The 18,132-nt window shown below is 70.6% G+C and carries 13 protein-coding genes and 2 pseudogenes; 5 read left to right on the top strand and 10 right to left on the bottom strand.

The window, feature by feature from the left end:
• Nucleotides 1–24: 24 nt before the first annotated feature.
• Complete coding sequence (locus SAVERM_RS37120; RefSeq protein WP_037647072.1) at nucleotides 25–735, bottom strand: SDR family oxidoreductase; 711 nt, start codon at nucleotides 733–735, stop codon at nucleotides 25–27.
• A 128-nt stretch (nucleotides 736–863) separates the two neighbouring features.
• Nucleotides 864–1,326 (bottom strand): annotated as a pseudogene (locus SAVERM_RS40735) (SDR family NAD(P)-dependent oxidoreductase); the annotation flags it as partial.
• Nucleotides 1,327–1,822: 496 nt separating this feature from the next.
• Between SAVERM_RS40735 and SAVERM_RS37125 the strand changes: the two are divergent.
• Entirely contained in the window at nucleotides 1,823–2,359 is a 537-nt protein-coding gene (locus tag SAVERM_RS37125; RefSeq protein WP_010988622.1) for a phosphate-starvation-inducible PsiE family protein, read from the top strand.
• 4 nt (nucleotides 2,360–2,363) lie between these two features.
• On the opposite strand, the gene SAVERM_RS37130 is transcribed toward SAVERM_RS37125, so the two are convergent.
• The 3 genes from SAVERM_RS37130 to SAVERM_RS37140 form a co-directional block, all read right to left on the bottom strand.
• Entirely contained in the window at nucleotides 2,364–4,520 is a 2,157-nt protein-coding gene (locus tag SAVERM_RS37130; RefSeq protein WP_107083140.1) for an FUSC family protein, read from the bottom strand.
• Nucleotides 4,521–4,846: 326 nt separating this feature from the next.
• Nucleotides 4,847–6,022 carry a glutathione-independent formaldehyde dehydrogenase gene (locus SAVERM_RS37135; protein WP_010988624.1) on the bottom strand — a complete coding sequence of 392 codons (1,176 nt, stop codon included), beginning with the start codon at nucleotides 6,020–6,022 and terminating at the stop codon, nucleotides 4,847–4,849.
• Nucleotides 6,023–6,359: 337 nt separating this feature from the next.
• Nucleotides 6,360–7,481: a hypothetical protein gene (locus tag SAVERM_RS37140; protein WP_171033148.1), complete on the bottom strand. Its 1,122-nt coding sequence runs from the start codon at nucleotides 7,479–7,481 to the stop codon at nucleotides 6,360–6,362.
• A 230-nt stretch (nucleotides 7,482–7,711) separates the two neighbouring features.
• Between SAVERM_RS37140 and SAVERM_RS45115 the strand changes: the two are divergent.
• A pseudogene (locus SAVERM_RS45115) lies at nucleotides 7,712–8,062 on the top strand (ABC transporter); the annotation flags it as partial.
• A 128-nt stretch (nucleotides 8,063–8,190) separates the two neighbouring features.
• Here SAVERM_RS45115 and SAVERM_RS37145 read toward each other — a convergent pair.
• The 4 genes from SAVERM_RS37145 to SAVERM_RS37160 all read right to left on the bottom strand — a co-directional run bounded on the left by SAVERM_RS37145 (nucleotide 8,191) and on the right by SAVERM_RS37160 (nucleotide 12,246).
• Nucleotides 8,191–8,754, bottom strand: coding sequence for a type 1 glutamine amidotransferase domain-containing protein (locus tag SAVERM_RS37145; protein WP_037647075.1), 564 nt, complete (start codon nucleotides 8,752–8,754; stop codon nucleotides 8,191–8,193).
• Between the two features lie 467 nt (nucleotides 8,755–9,221).
• Nucleotides 9,222–9,671 carry a DUF1931 family protein gene (locus SAVERM_RS37150; protein ID WP_037647076.1) on the bottom strand — a complete coding sequence of 150 codons (450 nt, stop codon included), beginning with the start codon at nucleotides 9,669–9,671 and terminating at the stop codon, nucleotides 9,222–9,224.
• 439 nt (nucleotides 9,672–10,110) lie between these two features.
• Nucleotides 10,111–10,956: an aldo/keto reductase gene (locus SAVERM_RS37155; protein ID WP_010988628.1), complete on the bottom strand. Its 846-nt coding sequence runs from the start codon at nucleotides 10,954–10,956 to the stop codon at nucleotides 10,111–10,113.
• Between the two features lie 102 nt (nucleotides 10,957–11,058).
• Nucleotides 11,059–12,246, bottom strand: coding sequence for an MFS transporter (locus tag SAVERM_RS37160; protein WP_242432223.1), 1,188 nt, complete (start codon nucleotides 12,244–12,246; stop codon nucleotides 11,059–11,061).
• A 266-nt stretch (nucleotides 12,247–12,512) separates the two neighbouring features.
• Here SAVERM_RS37160 and SAVERM_RS37165 point away from each other — a divergent pair, with 266 nt between their 5' ends.
• The gene (locus SAVERM_RS37165; protein WP_010988630.1) at nucleotides 12,513–13,403 is read left to right on the top strand and encodes a LysR family transcriptional regulator; all 891 of its coding nucleotides are present in this window, start codon (nucleotides 12,513–12,515) and stop codon (nucleotides 13,401–13,403) included.
• A gap of 141 nt (nucleotides 13,404–13,544) precedes the next feature.
• Here SAVERM_RS37165 and SAVERM_RS37170 read toward each other — a convergent pair whose 3' ends face one another.
• Nucleotides 13,545–15,326, bottom strand: a complete 1,782-nt coding sequence (locus SAVERM_RS37170) for a PucR family transcriptional regulator (RefSeq protein ID WP_010988631.1) — start codon at nucleotides 15,324–15,326, stop codon at nucleotides 13,545–13,547.
• Between the two features lie 281 nt (nucleotides 15,327–15,607).
• Between SAVERM_RS37170 and dnaK the strand changes: the two genes are divergently transcribed.
• Nucleotides 15,608–17,509 carry a molecular chaperone DnaK gene (gene dnaK, locus SAVERM_RS37175; RefSeq protein WP_010988632.1) on the top strand — a complete coding sequence of 634 codons (1,902 nt, stop codon included), beginning with the start codon at nucleotides 15,608–15,610 and terminating at the stop codon, nucleotides 17,507–17,509.
• Nucleotides 17,510–17,517: 8 nt separating this feature from the next.
• The gene (locus SAVERM_RS37180; protein WP_010988633.1) at nucleotides 17,518–18,129 is read left to right on the top strand and encodes a nucleotide exchange factor GrpE; all 612 of its coding nucleotides are present in this window, start codon (nucleotides 17,518–17,520) and stop codon (nucleotides 18,127–18,129) included.
• The last annotated feature ends 3 nt before the right edge of the window (nucleotides 18,130–18,132 follow it).

Raw genomic sequence — 18,132 nt, forward strand, 5'->3', positions numbered from 1 at the left:
AACTGCCGGACGGCGAAGTTCAGATCAGTGCCGGCCGGCCAGTTGCGGATACAGCGCCTCCGGGCCGACGGCCAGGGCTGCCTGTACTTGCCTGCTGAAGTCGTCGGCGAGGACCTCGTGCAGTCCGGCCTCGACACCGTCGAGGGTCGCGCGGGCCACCGCGGCGGGATCGGACTTCGGCGCGGTCACCTTCGCGGCCAGCTCCGTCGCGAGGTAACTGACGTGCAGGGCTGTGACTTGCGTGCCCTGTTCCGCGAGGGCCACTCTCAAAGCGTTGGTCATGGACCATTCAGCAGCTTTGGCCGCGGCATATCCGGCGCTGGCGGTGATCGATATCCAGGACAGCACGGACAGGACATTGACTACTGCGCCGCCGCCGTTGCGCCCCAGAACGGGGGCGAAGGCCCTGCTCATGGCGAGGGTGCCGAGAACGTGCGTCTCGAACTCCAACCTGAATGAATCCAGGTCCGCGGTGAGCACGTCGGCCCGGGTCGACAAACCGGCGTTGTTGATGAGGAGTGTCACGTCCTGGGCCTGGTCGGCCGCCGCGTGCACGGATTCGAGGTCGGTGATGTCGACCGCGACGGGGACCGCCCCGGGCACGGTGACCCTGGTGGGGTCGCGGGATCCCGCGTAGACCTTGGCTGCTCCAGCGTCGAAGAGCGCCCGTACGAATTGCTCACCGAGCCCGCGGTTCGCTCCGGTGACAAAGGCGACAGACCCCTGGACCTTCATGGGAGCACCTTCCCTGCGATGGGTTGCAGGGGCGTGGACCGGCGGACGTGACAGCGCGCACCCCGCGGCCCCGCCCGCTTCCGATTCGAACGTATATGACCACCGGGCCGGGCGCAGTCCGGGTGGTGACGGGCGGAAGTCGAACGGCTGGGGGGATCCCGGGTCGACTGCAGATCGTCCAGGTCCAGTCGCTCCGACCGCGCCGCGAAGCTTCCCACCGTCACGCTGCGGCCCGCCGACGCCGCGGACAGCAGGGGGGACCAGCCACTGGGTGAGCGCGAAGTGGCCAAGGTGGTTGGTGCCGAACATCAGCTCGTGGCCGTCCTCGGTCTCTCGACGCGGCGGCTCGTCGAGCGCGACACCTGCGTTGTGGACCACCACGTCGAGATGATCGAGGCCCAGCCTGTCCACGGCGGTCTTCAGGGACGACAGGTCGGCGAGGTCCAGTTGAAGGGGCCGCACATGCGCGCCGAAGACGCGCGAGCGGATCGAGGCCATGGCGGCGTCGGTCTTCGCGGCGTCCCTGCTGCCGAGTACGACGACGGCGCCGGTGGCGGCGAGCAGCTCTGCGGCGAAGTAGCCGACCCCGGCTCTGAGGCAGCGTGCTCATGGGGAGCACCATCCCGCCCGAGGTCGCAACCTCCACCGACCTACCGCCGACAGATCACGGAGACCGACGACAGACTTCCGACACCTCGGAGAGCTTCGGAGAGCTATCGAGAGCAGAAGGCCCCTACAACGCGACTGGCGCGGAATTGAGAGCGAGCGCGGCAAGGTGACGCACTCACTGGTCGACTCGGGTACTCAGTCACACTGCTTGATCACAACCACATACAGACCCTTGAGGCGCCGATGCCACGCTCCACGGAGCCGTCCGGGCGGGCCGGGACTGGATCCTCGACGACCCAAGCACCGTGCCGACGGGCGGCGGTACCGCGCCGACCATGACGTGCCCTGCCTGTGAATACCGACCGTCGGCCGTCGTGCCAAAGCACGGTCGCAGAATGGTTGAAGGATTTCCGGAGAGGGGCCCGCTGGTCCACCCGTTCGGCAGCACGACGCGCCTGCGGGCCGGGGCACCCCTAGCATGCTGACTGTGCGACCCATTCTCCCGAAGATCGAGGGCGGCCGGGTACAGGGCCTCCTGCAGCTCATCGAGGACGGCATCCACCTCGTCGTCGCGGCACTCCTCGTACTGCTCGCGGGGCTCCTGACCGTCGGGGTCGTCCACGACGTCATCAGGTCGGTGCAGGGTCCGTACCGCGAGGAGACGGTCGTTCTCTCCGCTCTGGACAACGGCCTTGTGCTGTTCATCGTGGCCGAGCTGCTCCACACCGTCCGCCTGACCATCAGGAACCAGACCCTCGACGCGGAGCCGTTCCTCGTCGTCGGCCTGATCGCCGGCATCCGCAAGGTGCTCATCGTGACGGCCGAGGCGGAGGCTTCCTTCCGGTGGAACGTCGAGGGGATCGAACTCCTGATCCTGGCGGGGCTGATCCTCGTGATGGCGACAGCGGCGTACGTGTGGCGGCGCTCGACGCGGCCGGGAGACTATTTCCCGCTCCAGGAGGCGCGGCGCTCTTCGTCGCCGGCGCCGTCACCCGCCCCTGGGCGCGGGCCCTGATCCGTCACCTTCCGTCACCTTCCGCCGCCAGGGTCGCCCGCACCCGCTGCTCCTCGCGAGCGGAGCCGACGTCCCGTTCCAGGGGTGTGCGGCTCACGGCCGTCGCGAGGTCCTCCAGGGCTTGCTTCTGCAGTTCCGCCCCGCGCCGCATCACCGGGCTCCGGTCCCCGGCGGCGGAGCCCTCCCACGCGTGGAGTGCCTCCTCCACGCGCCCCCAGTCCGGATTCCTGTGCTCGCGCACGTCGACCGCCGCCTGCGCGGTGTCCGCCTCGAGGGCCTCGGCGAACCGCTCCGCCTCGGGGACGAAACGGCTGTCGGCCCGCGGGACGTGGCTCTCCATGAGCATCGCCGCCCGGCCGAACCCCTTGAGCGCCTCCTGCGCGTCCTGCGCCTCGCGCGACGTCAGACCCCTGGGGCCGACCGGTTCCTGCCTTGCCCGGTCGTAGGTCTCCTGCCAGGCGGCGCGTGCCTTCCTGCTCGCCAGCAGGGCCCTGCGCATGTCGGCGCGATGCTCCCGGGTCGGTTCGGCGTAGCTGCGGAGCACCGCGGCCGCGTAGCGGCCGTTGGCGGCGAGCCAGTCCGCGAGCCGGCCCGCCAGCATGGGCGTCTCCCATGCGGGGAACACCACGTACGCCACCATTGCCAGGGCCCCGCCGAGCAGGGTGAGCACCACCCGCTCCGGTACCGTCTGCTCCCACGCCTGGCCGCCCATGCCGAGCAGGAAGACGACGTATGCGGCAGTGAAGCACTGGGAGTAGGCGTAGCCGGTACGGATCAGCGTGTACGACAGGCCCGCCGAGACCACCGCCAGCGCGCCGAACACATGGGCGTCCGGGCCCAGGGCCCGCACCATCCCGGTGGCGAGCGCGACCCCCGCCAGGGTCCCGGCGAGACGGGCCACCGCACGCGCGTACGTCCGGTGGAAGTCCGGCCGCATCACCATCACCGAGGCGATGGGCGCCCAGTAGCCGTGGCCCAGGGGGAGCCGGGCGGCGATCAGATAGCCGAGCGTGGCCACCGCCGCCAAGCGGACGGCGTGCCGGAACACGGGCGAGTCCCGGCGGAGCTCACGGCGGACCGCCCGGACGACGACCGGGACCAGCCGGAACATAGTCGGGCGCACCAGGAACTGGGCGTCCGCGGGGCCGGGCGGCGTGGGCGTCCTCCCGCTCGTGCCGCCGCTCCCGGCGATCTCCAACACCTCGCCGAGCAGTTCCACGAGCCGCTCGGCGGCCTGCCTCGCGGGGCCCTCCAGGACCTCGTGGTCCTCGTCGACGCGCAGGACGTCCGTGCTCCTGGGCGGCACCTCGGCGGGAGTGCCGCGGCGGATCGAACGGGCGGCCGCGTCCAGGACGTCGGCGGCCGCGTCGAGCAACTCCCGCGCGCGGTCCCGCCCGGGTCCCTCCGCCGGGGCGCCGACGTCCGGGTCGGCGAGCGCGGCGACGACCGGCCGAATGCGCTCGGCCAGGCCCCGGGGGCCGTGCAGGACGGGGGGACGGGTGCGGGCCTGTGATGGCGTCACGGCGGCCGCGTCCCGGGCCGTCATCAACGGCTCCGGGTCGAACGGGGCGGTCGGGTCGTGCCGCAGCCGGCGGGCGTAGTCCGCCACGGCGGCCAGGGCGTCGGCGAGCGCGTCACGATGCGCCCCCCAACGGCGGATCGGGAACAGCAAGATCAGCACGGCCTGCACCACGCCTCCGAGCGCGATGACCCCGGCGTGCTCCAGGGCTCGCCCGACGCTCGTGGGCAGGGTGATGGTCACCAGCATGCTGCCGACGGTCGTCGCTGCGACGATCCCCGCGGTCGATCCGACGGCCCACGCCATCCCCGCGACAAAGGCCCATACGGCCAACAGTGGGAGGAACGTCACGAGTCGCCCCGCCGCCAGGTAGCCCACGAAGGTGCTGAGCGCCAGACCCGCGCCCGCGCCGAGCGCGATCACCTTGCGCGGACGCCAGGTGCGCTGGAAGGTGGCCCCACCCGCGGAGTAGGCGCCGAGGGCGGCAGACGCGGCATACGCGGGGGAGGCCAGCCACAGCGCCGGCCCGACGACGATCGCCACCCCAGCGGCCGTGCGCAGCGCGAGCAGGGGCTCCAGCCGCGTCTCCTCGATCGTGAGCCCGGATCGCACGACCTCCCCGAAGGCCCGCAGCCACGTCACGGGTGTGAGCCTAGCCGGAACACCCTGCCGGGTCGCGTCGGCCTGGTCGAGGTGCGGCAGCCGTCGGGCAAGGAAGCCTCCCACACGCCCCGCGAACAGGCTGGCGGCCGCAGCCGCTGGACCGGGTGCAGCCACTGCGGACACTGCGGACACTGCTGAGCGTCCGCCGTCCGTCCTACCGGGCCGGAGCGCGGGCAATCGCCGTTGGTTCAGGTCCGACCGGAGCGCGGGCGATTGCCCCCGGCCCCGGCCGGAGGACGGGCAGGTCGCCGCCCGTCCCCCGGACCGGTTCCGGGGAAACTGGCGGGACGGCGGCCCCGGGTCACTTACCGCTTGTGGCCGTTCCCGTGTCCGTTCGGATGCAGGACCACCTTGGTCCAGCCCTCGTCACGGGCGTCGAAGTGCTCGTAGGCGGTAGGGGCCTCATCCAGGCTGAGTTCGTGGGAGACGACGAAGCTCGGCTTTGCCTTCCCGCCGGCGATCAGATCCCGCAGCGCCCGGTTGTACCTCTTCACCGGCGCCTGCCCGGTGCCCATGTGCTGGCCCTTGAACCACATCAAGCCGAAGTCGAGCGGGACCTTGCCCTGTGCCTCCAGTTCCCCCTGGGCCTCCGCGCCGCCGGGGTCCTGGGGCAGGAACACGCCCACCACACCGATGTCGCCCGTGAACCTGACCGAGTCGATCAGTCCGTTGAGCGTGAGGCTGGCGTCCTCATGTCCCTCGGGATCGTGTGCCTGGTAGCCGACGCACTCACAGCCGTTGTCGGCGCCCAGACCGAGGGTGGCCTCCTTGACGACCTCCCCCGGCTTCTGCTCGGCGGTGTTGATCGGGATGGCCCCGATCTCCTCCGCCTTGCGCAGCCGGTCGGGCTGGTGGTCGGCCACCCAGACGCGCCCGGCGCCCTTGAGGAGGGCGGAGTAGGCCGCCATCAGCCCGACGGGGCCGGCCCCGAAGACGATCGTCTGGTCACCCGGTTTGACGTGGGCCATCTCGGTGGCGTGATAGCCGGTGGGGAAGATGTCGGCGAGCATCACGTAGTCGGTCTGCCACTCGGCGGCGTCCTCACCCAGACGCAGCGCGTTGAAGTCGCCGTAGGGCACGCGCAGCAGTTCCGCCTGGCCGCCCTGGTAGGGGCCCATGTCGGCGAATCCGTAGGCGGCTCCGGCGAGAGCCGGTTCCGGCTGCATGGTCAGGCAGTAGTTGGTCAGACCCCGCTCGCACTGCTTGCAGAAGCCGCAGGCGATGTTGAAGGGCAGGACCACATACTCGCCGACCTGGACCTTGCGGACGGCCGAGCCGACCTCCACGACCTGGCCCATGTTCTCGTGTCCCAGGGTGCGGCCGGACTCGAACGAGGTGCGGCCCTCGTACATGTGCAGGTCCGAACCACAGATATTGGTAGTGGTGATCTTGACGATGATGTCGCAGGGGTGTTCGATCTTCGCGTCCGGTACGTCCTTCACTGCGACCGTTCGCGGGCCTTCATATACCGCTGCTTTCATGATCGCTTCCTTCGGTGCCGCGGCATGACCGCAGCACGGGTGCGATGGAGGAGGCATACAGAGCCTGACTCCCGGGAGTTGGTGCGACGGGGTCCATCGCTCCGGCATGCCTCTGGGGGCCGTTCACCCGGTTCAGGTGGAACGGTGGTGCCGCCGTGGGCCTGCCCGGGCGGAGCCTCGGCGCTCCGGCGGCGTGCCGTCCGAGTCCCCGTCGGCCCTTGACGCGAAACAGCACGCACCGATCGATCAGCGGAATCTTCGTACGCGGACGACCACCAACCACCAACCACCAACACCAACCACCAACCACCAACGAATCTCCGGCTCAGGTCACCAGCTAGTCGCCGTCGTCGTCTTGGAGCATGTGGCGGCGTTCCTGTTCGCGCTTGGAGTAGGCGGCTGCCCGGATCGCCTCGTCGCTCTCCAAGCCTGATCCCAGCGCCCCGCCCACGGTGGCGACCGAAGCGACGAACCAGGACAAGGTCCAGTATTCCGCGGCGTTGAGCGGGGTTCGTGTCGTGGAGGCGAACACTTGGTCGTTGAGGATGAACAGGGCCCACACCAAGTTGATGACGATCAAACCCACGTAGCAGACGAGCACCCCGATACCCACGGTCATGACCGTCGAGGCGTTGTAGAGCCTCGCCCTCTGCCTCGCCTCCCGCGAGACCTCTGCTGATCGATGCCACAGCTGCGCGTCCACGATCAGCCAGCCGATCATGAGCGCGACGGACCCGACCGTGGCGATCACGAGGCGGGGCGTGCTCAGGGACTCGGCCAGGTTCCAGATGGTGGAGTTCACGGTGGCGACCGCTCCCGTGGCGAGTGCGGCCGCCAGGGCTTTCGACAAGCCCGGCACCAAGCGCCACGGCCGGTTGGCGCGGACCATACCGACGAGCACCCTCAGGTAACCGCGCGGTCCGCTGACGACGTACCGAAGATCAACGGTCTCCTCCTCACCGACCTGGCCCGGGTGAATAGGCGCGAGGCGACTGACGAAGGGCCCCAGAAGCGGCTGACTCCGCGGAGGTCCCTCAGCCCCGGTGGCCCGCGGGCCCGCCAAGCTGAGCACGGCTTCTTCCACGGCCCGCCGGGCTCTCGTCTGCAGACGCAAGCCCCCCAGCGGAGGAAGAGACAGCAGGGCCAAGCCGTGTTCGTGACTCAGATCCACCACGAGCCTGCGCCCGTGTGAGTGCAGCGGAAGGTCGGTGAGGGCCACGACGATGTCCCAACTCTCCGCTCTTCCGCGGTCCATGATCCGGCGCATCAAGGTGGGCGGGTCCTCGGTCCTTGCGGTGAAGGGCTCACTGACCACCTCGACGTCGAACCGTCGTCCCTGGCCTGACTTGTCGGCGAGCCGAGCAGGAAGTATCCGGGCCATGCGCTGCGCGATCTCCGTGGGCGCGTCCGGATCCGCCAGGAGAGCCACGACCGTAACGCCCTGAGACGACACCCGCATGACTCCTTCTCGTCGGCTGCCCCAGCGATCGCCCGTGCCCACAGGATGCCCCCGAGGTATCGCCGACGCCGCGTGACACGCTGGCCCCTGCCAGCAGGTGCAGGCGGTACGGTTCTGGGCAGTGTCGTGAGCGGCCTGGGGATCGACATCGACCGACCGGGGCGCAGGCTCAGGAAGAAGGACCGGGACTGGCTGCTGTACACGGACGAGCAGCCCTCCGTGTACATCGAGCCGGAGGAGGACCGCGTCGACTACGGCTACCAGGGCAAGTTCTGGAGCGCCCACAAGCACGTCACGCACGTCCGCTCTACCTGCTCGACGAGCCGACGGCGGGGCTGCACCCCTCGGACATCGCGCTGCTGCTGCGCCAGCTGCACCTGGTCGTCGACGCCGGCAACACGGTCGTCCTCGTCGAGCACGACCTGGACACGATCGCCACCGCCGGCTGGGGCATCGCCCTCGGGCCGGGCGGCGGCGACGCGGGCGGGCGGCTGGTCGCGGCGGGCCCGCCGGCCAAGGCGGCGAGGGCCTGCCGCAGCGCCACCGCGCCCTGTCTCGCGGCCCGGCTCGCGCGCTCCTGACGACGGCGCGAGGGGCTGAGTACCGGTCAGCCGGGTTCGGGGCGCAGGGTCGTGCGCGTCGTCATGCTGCGTTCCAGCTTGTGCGGGTATCGCTCGCGAGGTGCCCCGTCTGGGCCCATTCCGCCGGGTCAGCCGGGCATGGGGTGGTGCGCCCGGGCGAACTGTTCCACGACAGCGGCGCAGAAGGCGGGCAGGTCGGCCGGGCTGCGGCTGGTGACCAGCTGCCCGTCGACGACCACCTCCTGGTCGACGACCTCCGCGCCGGCGTTGCGCAGGTCGGTGCGGATGCTGGGCCAGGACGTCAGGCGACGGCCGCGCACGGCGTCGGCTTCCACCAGGGTCCACGGGCCGTGGCAGATCGATGCGACCGGTTTCCCGCTGGCCATGAAGTCCTTGACGAACTGCACCGCGTCGCGGTCCATTCGCAGCTGGTCGGGGTTCATGGTGCCGCCGGGCAGGAGCAGGGCGTGGTAGTCGTCGACGGAGGCGTCGGCGACCAGGCGGTCCACGGGGAAGGTTCCGGCCGCGTTGAGGTCGAACTGGCGGGCCTGGATCTCGCCGGGGTGGAGCGAGACGATCTCGGTCTTCGCCCCTGCGCCCTGCAACGCACCGCGCGGCTGGTCGAGTTCCACGCGCTCGACGCCGTCGGTGGCCAGAATCCCCACCCGCATCCCCCGGAGTTCCTGTGTCATGGTACGGCTCCCTTCACGAGTCGCTGGTTGTACGACGCGAGCGGTAGGGACACCCGGCAGGGCCTGTCCGCATCCCTTTTCCGTGGACTGCAAGGCCCGGCCGAAGGTGCCCCGAGCACTGTCTGCGCGCGGTCAGTGAAAGCTGCCGTCCGAGTGGGGACGACCTTCGTCCAGCGTCGTCGCGGGCGTCGAAGTGCTGGCAGCTTTCATGAGTCTTCCCTCGGCGTGCCGGAGCATCGCGGGACGCGACGGACCCTCGAAGCGACCTTCCGAGTCAGACGCCGTCACGTGAAGGCGAGGGGGTGTGATTTTCCTGGCCAGGCGACCGGCCGCGCTGAAACCGCGATCACGAATCCCCGAGCGCCTGCGGGGCGACCCGGGCCTCGGTGAAGGTTCCCAGGCTCCACCTTCCGCTCCCCGTCCGGCATCTCAGTTTGAGTCCGGCGACATGCACCGGGGCGCGACTGCTACAGCAGCCGGTCGAACACCGCGGTCACGCCCTCCCAGTGACTGGTCTGCGGGTTCTTCACATCCGGATACAAGATTTTGAACGTCTCGGCGAGGGCGACGCTGAGACCGCCGATGATCTCGGGGTAGCGCTCTTCGGTCTCCTGGGTGGGTGTCCTGTCGAGGGGAGGATGCGCGGCGAGCTGTTCCAGGATCGGCTTCAGCTCGACCTCCTCGTCGAGCTGCCGGAACCTGTGGATGCTCTCCTGGAGGCCCTTGGTGATCGGTAGATCCCACGGTTCGACGGTATCCCTGCCGTTGGCCTTGGCCGACGCCTGGCCGACGACCAGGAGGTCGTAGAGCTTGGCGTCGACGAAGTCGCCGTACCGCTTCAGGTCGTTCTTGTCCACGTCAAGGCTTGCGGCGGCGCGGAAGAACCTCTCGAACTTCGACACACCCATCACGGTCATGCCTCTCGCCTCCTCACCGGGAACGGACGACGTCGTTCGCTCCCGCCCACGCCGCCATCGGCTGTTACCCGGTCGAGATTCGCACAGCCCCCTGCTGAGCGCCTCCGCACCCCAGGCCGAAAAAGGGCACCCCCTCTTCCCCTGGCAGAGCAGCATGAAATGCGCAGGCATCCCTCGGCCAGCCGTCCGGCCGTCCGTCCGCAGGAGGCTGCACGGCGTTGCAACGCCTCGAACGAGAATTGCTGACCGGACGACACGACCAGCTCGGGGGAGCGGGACTGCATCAGGGCACCCAGCCGAGACTGGAACAAGACCGGGCTCGGGTGAACGACCCCATGCATGAGCAGGCAAGGCCGGTCAGAAGAGGCGGCCGAACCGGCAGGGCCCTGCGGACGTGAGCCGGCGTGAGCGTGCGGGGCGCGCCATCCTGTCGACTTCTTCAGAGCACCTCCAGGGGCGTGGGCCCGCTGGGTGGCGGGAACGCCTCGTCGAGGGCGTCGAGCGCCTCGGTGGGAAGGTTGAGGTCCACCGCGCCGCGGTTCTCCCGAACGTGGTCGGGTGATCCGGAACGCGGGATCGCGGCCACCCCCTGTTCCAGCATCCAGGCGAGCGCCACCTGGGTCGGCGTGGCTCCGAGGGCCCGGGCCACGGCACCCAAGGCCTCGACCTTCAGGAGTCGCCCCTGCTCGATCGGGGAGTAGGCCATGACCGTCACCCCGGCCTCGCGGCACCAGGGGAGCAGATCCCACTCGATGCCGCGCCGGGAGAGGTTGTACAGCACCTGGTCGACGGTCACGGCGTCGCCGCCGGGGAGGGTGGTCAGCTCGGCCATGTCGGCGACGTCCAGATTGCTCACGCCCCAGTAACGGATCTTCTCCGCCTCCATCAGGTCGGTGAATCCCGCAAGGGTCTCCTCGAGTGGCCACCGTCCCTTCCAGTGCAGCAGGTAGAGGTCCAGCCGTTCCGTACGGAGCCGCCGCAGGCTGCCCTCGCAGGCGGCGACGGTGCCCTTCCGGTCGGCGTGGCCGGGCAGCACCTTGCTGACGAGGAAGACCTCCTCCCGGCGTCCCCAAAGGGCCTCCCCGACGAGCTCCTCGGCCGCGCCGTCGCCGTACATCTCCGCCGTGTCGACGACGGTCATGCCCAGGTCCACGCCCAGCCGCAGCGCGGCGATCTCCTGTTCACGCCGGGCCGGGTCCTCGCCCAGGTACCAGGTGCCCTGCCCGAGCGCCGCGACCTCCTCACCGGAGGGGAGTGCGACCGTTCTGGCCGATTCCGCAGACATCTCGTGCCTCCCGTCTGCCGCGGATCCGTGTCACGCGCACCCGCACCGAGTGCCCAGGTCCGCGCCTCCCAGACAACCGGGGCCGCATGCGCCGCAGGGAGGTCAGGAGGGGCGAGCGGACTGCGCCGAGAGCGTGCCGGGACCGGGTGCGCGGTCGCGCAACGCGACGGCGACCGACACAACGGCGCCACAGGAGAGGACCGCCGCGAAGCCGATCATCGCGGTCTGTACGGCGAAATGCCGCAGGGCGATGCTGAACAGGACGGAGGGTAGGCCCATTCCGAGGTACGCGACGACGAAGAACACGGCGAGGACCCCGGCGCGTGAGGCGGGCTCGGCCACTGAAACGGCACGTTCGAGGCCTCCCTTGAACAGCAGCCCGGAGCCGGCTCCCGACAGGGACACGGCGACCAGGTAGAGCCAGAGCGCCGGGTGGTAGAGGGCGACGGCGCACAGGACCAGGCCGACCGGGAAGACCACCGCCCCCACGGTCAGGACCCGGGGCAGTGGGAGGCGGCCCAGCACCAGCTGGGCGGCCGCCGCGGAACCGAACATGAGGAAGGCCGCCAGGCCGACCACGAGGTGCGAGTCGGTGTGCAGGGTGCCGTGAAGCACGCTCGCCCCGAGGGAGGAGATCAGGCCGAGGATCGCGAAGGCGAAGGCGCCCAGCGCGCCGGCCGCGCCGAACGCCCGCCAGCCGCCGGGGCGCAGGACGAACCTGCTGGGCGGTTCGGCCGCGGGCAGCTCCAGGTCCACGGTCTCCGGGGTGGACAGCACCAGCGCCAGGCACACCGCCATGGCGAGCGTGAAGATCGCCTGGGTGGTGATCAGGGGCGTGGGAAGCCACTCGGCGGCGGCTCCGGCGACCAGGGGCCCTGAGGCCAGACCGCCGAGGTTGGCGGCGGTGGCCACGATGCCGGGCAGCACCGAACCCGTCCGTTCCGGACGGGCCTCGTGGTGGAGGTCGTGCAGGTACGTCGTCGCGGTCGAGGCCATCAGCCCCAGTCCGACACCGTTCAGGATCCTGCCCGCGATCAGCCCCGGCAGGTCTCGCCACACGATCAGTACGACCGACGCGACGATGCCGACCAGCAGCGCCGGGACGATGATGCGCCGCCGGCCGAGCCGGTCCGACAGGTGTCCCAGTCCGAGGAAGGCGGCCGCCGCACCCACGACCATCGAGGCGTACGCCACCGTGACCGTGGTCGCGCCGAAGTGGTCCCGGGCCTCGTACAGCGGCCACAGCGGGGTCGGCGCGGTGCCGAAGGCCATCAGCACGGTGAAGGCCACCGCCACGAACCAGAAGCCGGTCGTGTGCGAGGCACGGCGCCGGGCGGGGGCGCGGGGCGGCAGGCCGGCGGGAGCGGGTGCTGGGATCCGGTGGGTCGGGTCGTCGGGAGCGTCGGCGGTGGGACGGCTCAGCGGCGTCGGAACGGCAGGCAGGGGTACCCCTCCTCGGGCGGAAGTGGATGACGCTTTCCATCCTCCTCACCAGGCTGGATCAGTGCCAACGAATGTTTTTGCTGGGCTCGAGCAATGCGAGTGATACTTCTCGTGTGGAGCTACGTCAGCTGGAGCACTTCATCGCGGTCGCCGAGGAGCTGAGTTTCACGCGTGCCGCCCGTCGGCTGCACGTGGTGCAGTCCGGGGTGTCCGCCGCGATCCGCTCCCTGGAGCGCGAGCTCGGTTGCGCGCTGTTCGAGCGCACGTCGCAGCAGGTCCGGCTCACCGGGGCGGGCGCGGCGCTGCTGCCGGAGGCTCGGGCCACCCTGCACGCCGCCCAGGCGGCCCAGGACGCCGTGCGCGCCGCACAGGACACGCTGCGCGGCACGGTGAATGTGGGCGCCATGGCCTCGGTCGAGGTGGTGGACCTGCCTGCGCTTCTCGGGCAGCTGCACGCGCGGCATCCGGCGATCGACGTCCGGCTGCGGCTGGCGACGACCGGATCGGCGGGACTGGCGCACGCACTGCTCAGCGGGGACCTGGACGTGGCCTTCCTGTCGCTGCCCGAGCACAAACCCGCCGGGATCGACGCACGGGAGCTGGCCACCGTGCCGCTCGTCCTGGTGGTGAGCGCCGACCATCCGCTCGCCCAGCGGGGGGAGGTGGCACTCGCGGACCTCGCGGCGGAGCCCTTCGTGGACTTCCCGCCGGGCTACGGCAACCGCGAGGTGGTCGACCGGGCGTTCGCGGGGGCGGGCGTCGTACGCCGGGTGGCACTGGAAGTGCCCGACATCGACATGGGGGCGGCACTGGTCCGGCACGGTCTGGGCATCGCCTTCCTGCCCGCGTTCGCCGTTGCCCGCACCCCCGGCCTGCACGTCCTGGACGTCCACGGCACCATGCTCCGCTGGAGCATGCATCTCGGCACGTCGTCGACCCGGCGGCCCAGCTCGGCCCTGCGGGCGCTGCTCGACCTGGTCGACCTCCACGTCATCGCCCTGTGACGCCCGGCCGCAGCCCGGGCGTCTCCCGTCGATGGTGTCCGGCCCCCTGTGAGGAACGGCCACCCACCCACCGCAGCTCTGTAACAGGGCAGCCCGCCCCACTGCTGCTGACACCGAGCGCACGAAAGTTCTGGCGAGGCATCAGCCGGGGCCGCCCAGCACGATCTTCCACACTCGGGTCGCCACCTGGAGGTTCAGCCGGTCCTCGACGTTCGCGAGGTCGTTGCCGCTGATGTCGCGGATGCGCTGGAGCCGATAGCGCAGCGTGCTGCGGTGGATCGCGAGGGAGTCCGCGGTCTCGTCGTAGTTGCCGCCGCAGTCGAAGTACCGGGACAGGGTCTCCACCATGGCCGTGTGGTGCCGGGAGTCGTAGTCGATGAGCTGCCCCAGCCACTCCTGGACGAACGTCTCCAGTTCCCGGTAATCGTTGCCAGGCCCCAGGATGCGGTAGAGGCCGAGCTCGTCGAAGAACGTCGTGCCGTAGTGCTCGCGGGAGTGAAGGCGCACTTCCAGGGCGCGCTGCGCTTCTTGGTAGTGGTGGGGGATGTCGTCCGGGGAGTCGCAAGGGGCGCTCACCCCGATCGTCCCGGACCGTGTCCCGGTCTCCCGGGCGAGCGCCTCGTACAACGCGCGGGCGTGCGGCCTGGCGTCGGCGACCAGGACCACGTGGTCGGAACGTCGGGTCAGCAGCGAGCGCATGCCCACGGCAGAGGCCGCCCGCCCCACGGTCTGCGCGAAGGAATCGTCCGCAGTCCGGTTCGGCCACTGCACCACGACGATGTAGTGGCTGCGGTGCAGGTCGTGTCCGACTGCCTCGGACCGGGCGTAGGCGCTCCCCTCGTCCGTCCCTGCCAGGAGGTCGTCGACCAGCCCGCGGTGCAGCCTCAGCTCCACCTCGGCCAGATTGCGCAGGTGCGCCAGCTCCGGGGCGAGCGACGCGGCGGCGTGTTCCAGCGCGAGCACGGCGTGCTCGTCGGCCTCGTCCCGGGCATCGACCAGGGCCAGCACGCCCAGGATCTCGCCGTGCGGGCGGACCAGGGTGATCAGCCGGTCCTTTATTCGCACCGGCCCGGCCTGACGGGCGACGGCGTGCAGCATTTCGTCCCGGCGCACGGGGTCAGGCTCGGGATAGGGGTCGGGGCGGCTGGGGCCGGTCCAGGACCTCAGCCGACCGAAGCGGTCCTCGACCAGCGCGGGAAATCCAGTGAGCTTGTGCAGCACGCGGGTGATGGCTTCCTCGCCGCCGCTCGAGGCAGTGACGTCGGCCATGAGCGCGTGAACGGCCCGCTGGTACCTCAGCTCGGCCACGACGGAGATCAGCTGCCGCTGGAGGGCTGTGCGTTCGTCCCTCAGTCGGTGCAGCTCAAGCGCGTCCTCGCGTTGGTGTCGGTATGCGAAGGCGACCGACAGTGCGGCAGCGGTGTGCCGGACGAGTGTGGCGAGCAGGGAGCGCTCGGCCTCGGTGGGCCGGGAGCGGGACGTCACCACGAGGTAGCCGTGGAGTCCCTCAAGTCCGCGTAGCCCCAGGGCCCGGCCCCAGGGCCTGCCGGGTACGGTCACAGCACCGTCCTGCCCGGCCAGCTCCCGCACCCTCCGGTTCACGGCCGAGGCATGCGTCTGCCGGTTCCTCGGGCTGGGGACCAGGTCGCCGTCCACCTTGAGGTATCCGGCCTCGGCGCTGTATGGCCCCGCGGCGGCTATGTGCTCCATGGCCAGGCGCAGGATCTCGCCTTCGTCCGGGGTGTCGAGCAGGGCGCGGGAGAGCACCGTCAGGTCGCGGAGGGCATGATCGGCCAGGGTTGGAGCGGGTGGGCGGGGCCCTCTCCGCGCGGCTGTGTGGTGCCGCCCGGCGCTGCCCCGCGGAAGGCTGCTCTCCCGGTCGGAGCAGCGGCGGTACAGGTTGTGCGCCCGGCTGCTGGCCATGGGATCACTCCGTTCTCCTCGAGCCTACAGGCGAGCGGTGGTACCCGCTCCCGGGCCGGCTCATCCCAGATGTTCGGATGATTCCTCTCGTACTCGTGGGGCGACCGGACCCGTGCATTCCTGACTCGCCAGGCGCAGGCGTGGAGGCCCCCGGTTCGTCACCCTGGGGGTGCTCGAGCGCCTTCGTGCGCACGGGTGGGAAACCGGCCGAGGTCCCACCCCTACCTGAACGAACGTGATCCGGAGAGTCGACGCGGGCGCCGTACCGGGAGGAGTTCCCCATGGCCAAGGCAGTGGGCATCGACCTGGGCACCACCAACTCGGTGATCGCCGTGTGGGAGGGCGGCGAGCCGTCCGTCGTACCCAACAGCGAGGGCAACCGCACGACACCGTCCGTGGTGGCCTTCACCGACACCGGGGAACGCCTGGTGGGCCAGCTGGCCCGGCGCCAGGCGATCCTCAACCCGAAGGGCACCATCTACTCGGCCAAGCGGTTCATCGGCCGGCACTTCGACGAGATCTCCGACGAGGCCAGGGCGGTGACGTACGACGTCGTCGAGGGCGACGGCGGGGCGGCCCGCTTCAAGGTGCGCGACAAGCTGTACGCGCCTGAGGAGATCAGCGCACAGGTGCTGCGCAAACTCGCCGACGACGCCTCCAAGCAGCTCGGGGAGCGGGTCACGGAGGCGGTCATCACGGTGCCCGCCTACTTCAACGACGCTCAGCGCACCGCCACCAAGGACGCCGGACGGATCGCGGGACTGGAGGTGCTGCGGATCATCAACGAGCCGACGGCGGCCGCCCTCGCGTACGGCATGGACAAGAAGGAGCACGAGACCGTCCTCGTCTTCGACCTGGGCGGCGGCACCTTCGACGTGAGCATCCTCGACGTCGGCGACGGCGTGGTGGAGGTGCGCTCCACCGCCGGCGACAGCCACCTGGGCGGCGACGACTTCGACCGCCGTCTGGTGGATTACCTCGCGGACGACTTCCAGCAGGAGAACGGCATCGACCTGCGCAAGGACCCGCAGGCGCTGCAACGACTGTTCGAGGCGGCGGAGAAGGCCAAGACCGAGCTCAGTTCGGTGACGCAGACGCAGGTCAGCCTGCCGTTCATCACCGCCGACGCCTCGGGCCCCAAGCACCTCACCGACACGGTCATGCGGTCCACGTTCGAGCAGATCACCAGCGACCTGGTGGAGCGTTGCCTGGGACCGGTCCAGCAGGCGATGGCCGACGCCAAGGTCGGCGAGAGCGACATCGACGAGGTCATCCTCGTAGGCGGTTCCACACGTATCCCGGCGGTGCAGGCTCTGGTCCGCCGACTGACCGGCGGCAAGGACCCGAACATGAGCGTCAACCCCGACGAGGTCGTCGCCCTGGGCGCCGCGATCCAGGCCGGGGTGCTCAAGGGCGAGGTCAAGGACGTCCTGCTGCTCGACGTCACACCCTTGTCGCTGGGCGTGGAGACGCGCGGTGGAGTGATGACGAAGATCATCGAGCGGAACACCACCATCCCGGTGCGTCGCAGCGAGACCTTCTCCACCGCCGAGGACAATCAGCCGGCCGTCGATGTGGTGGTCCTCCAGGGCGAGCGCGAGCGGGCCGCCGACAACCGGGTGCTGGGCCGGTTCCAGCTCACCGACATCCGGCCGGCGCCGCGGGGCGAACCGCAGGTCGAGGTCACCTTCGACATCGACGCCAACGGCATCCTCAACGTCACCGCACGGGACAAGGACACCGGCAAGGAACAGGGCATCACCATCAGCGAGAGCTCCAACCTGGACCGCAGCGAGGTCGAACGCATGGTCCAGGAGGCCGAGCGCAACCAGGGCCAGGACCAGGCACTCCGCGAGGCCGTCGACGCCCGCAACGAACTCGACGCCGTCGCGTACCAGGTCGAGAAGCGCCTCGCCGAACTGGGCGACGCGGCGCCCGCGCACGAGAAGGCACGCGCCGAGATGCTCGTGTCCGACGCCCGGGCGGCGGTCAAGGAAGAGGCGGGCGTGGAGCGCGTGCGGCCCCTGACCTCCGAACTCCAGCAGGTGCTCGCCGGACTGGCGGCCCATCAGGGCGCCGCCACCGCGGATGGCGGTCCCGCCCAGCACGCCGCCACCGGTGGTCCCACGAGCGGCGGTGGCGGTGGCGACGATGTCATCGACGCCGAGTTCGACAAGGGCTGAGGCGCGCCATGCCCACCCGCCCCCAGGAACCCGACCGGGCCGCGTCGGATCCGGTCGAACCGGTCCCGGAAGGTGCCGGACGCCCTCCTCGCGGTGATTTGCCGCAACCCGGCCCGCCGGCCCGGCCGGAAGCGACGAACGGCGAACCGGGACCCGACGCCGCCGGCCCCGCGCCTGCCGAGGACGAGTACACGACCGCGATCCAGGAACTGGAGGACCGCTGGCGGCGCACACTCGCCGACCTCGACAACCTGCGCAAGCGCCACGCCAGGGAACTGGAGCGCGAACGGGCGGTCGAGCGGTCCCGCACGGCGGCCGCCTTCCTGCCCGTCCTCGACAACCTCGAACTCGCCCTGACCCATGCCGGCGCCGATCCGGGCGCGATCGTGGAGGGTATCCGGGCCGTACGCGACCAGGCGGTGAACGTCCTCGAACTGCTCGGCTACCCGCGGCACGCGGAGACCGGCGTCGCCTTCGACCCGGCCCGGCACGAGGTGGTCGGCGTCGTCCAGGACCCAGACGCCCCACCGGGCACGGTCGTCGAGGTGCTGCGCCCCGGCTACGGGGACGGGGAGCGGCAGCTCAGGCCGGCCGCGGTGACCGTCACGAAGCGGGAGTGACCG

This window comes from Streptomyces avermitilis MA-4680 = NBRC 14893 (assembly GCF_000009765.2).
Taxonomy (GTDB): Bacteria; Actinomycetota; Actinomycetes; order Streptomycetales; family Streptomycetaceae; genus Streptomyces; species Streptomyces avermitilis.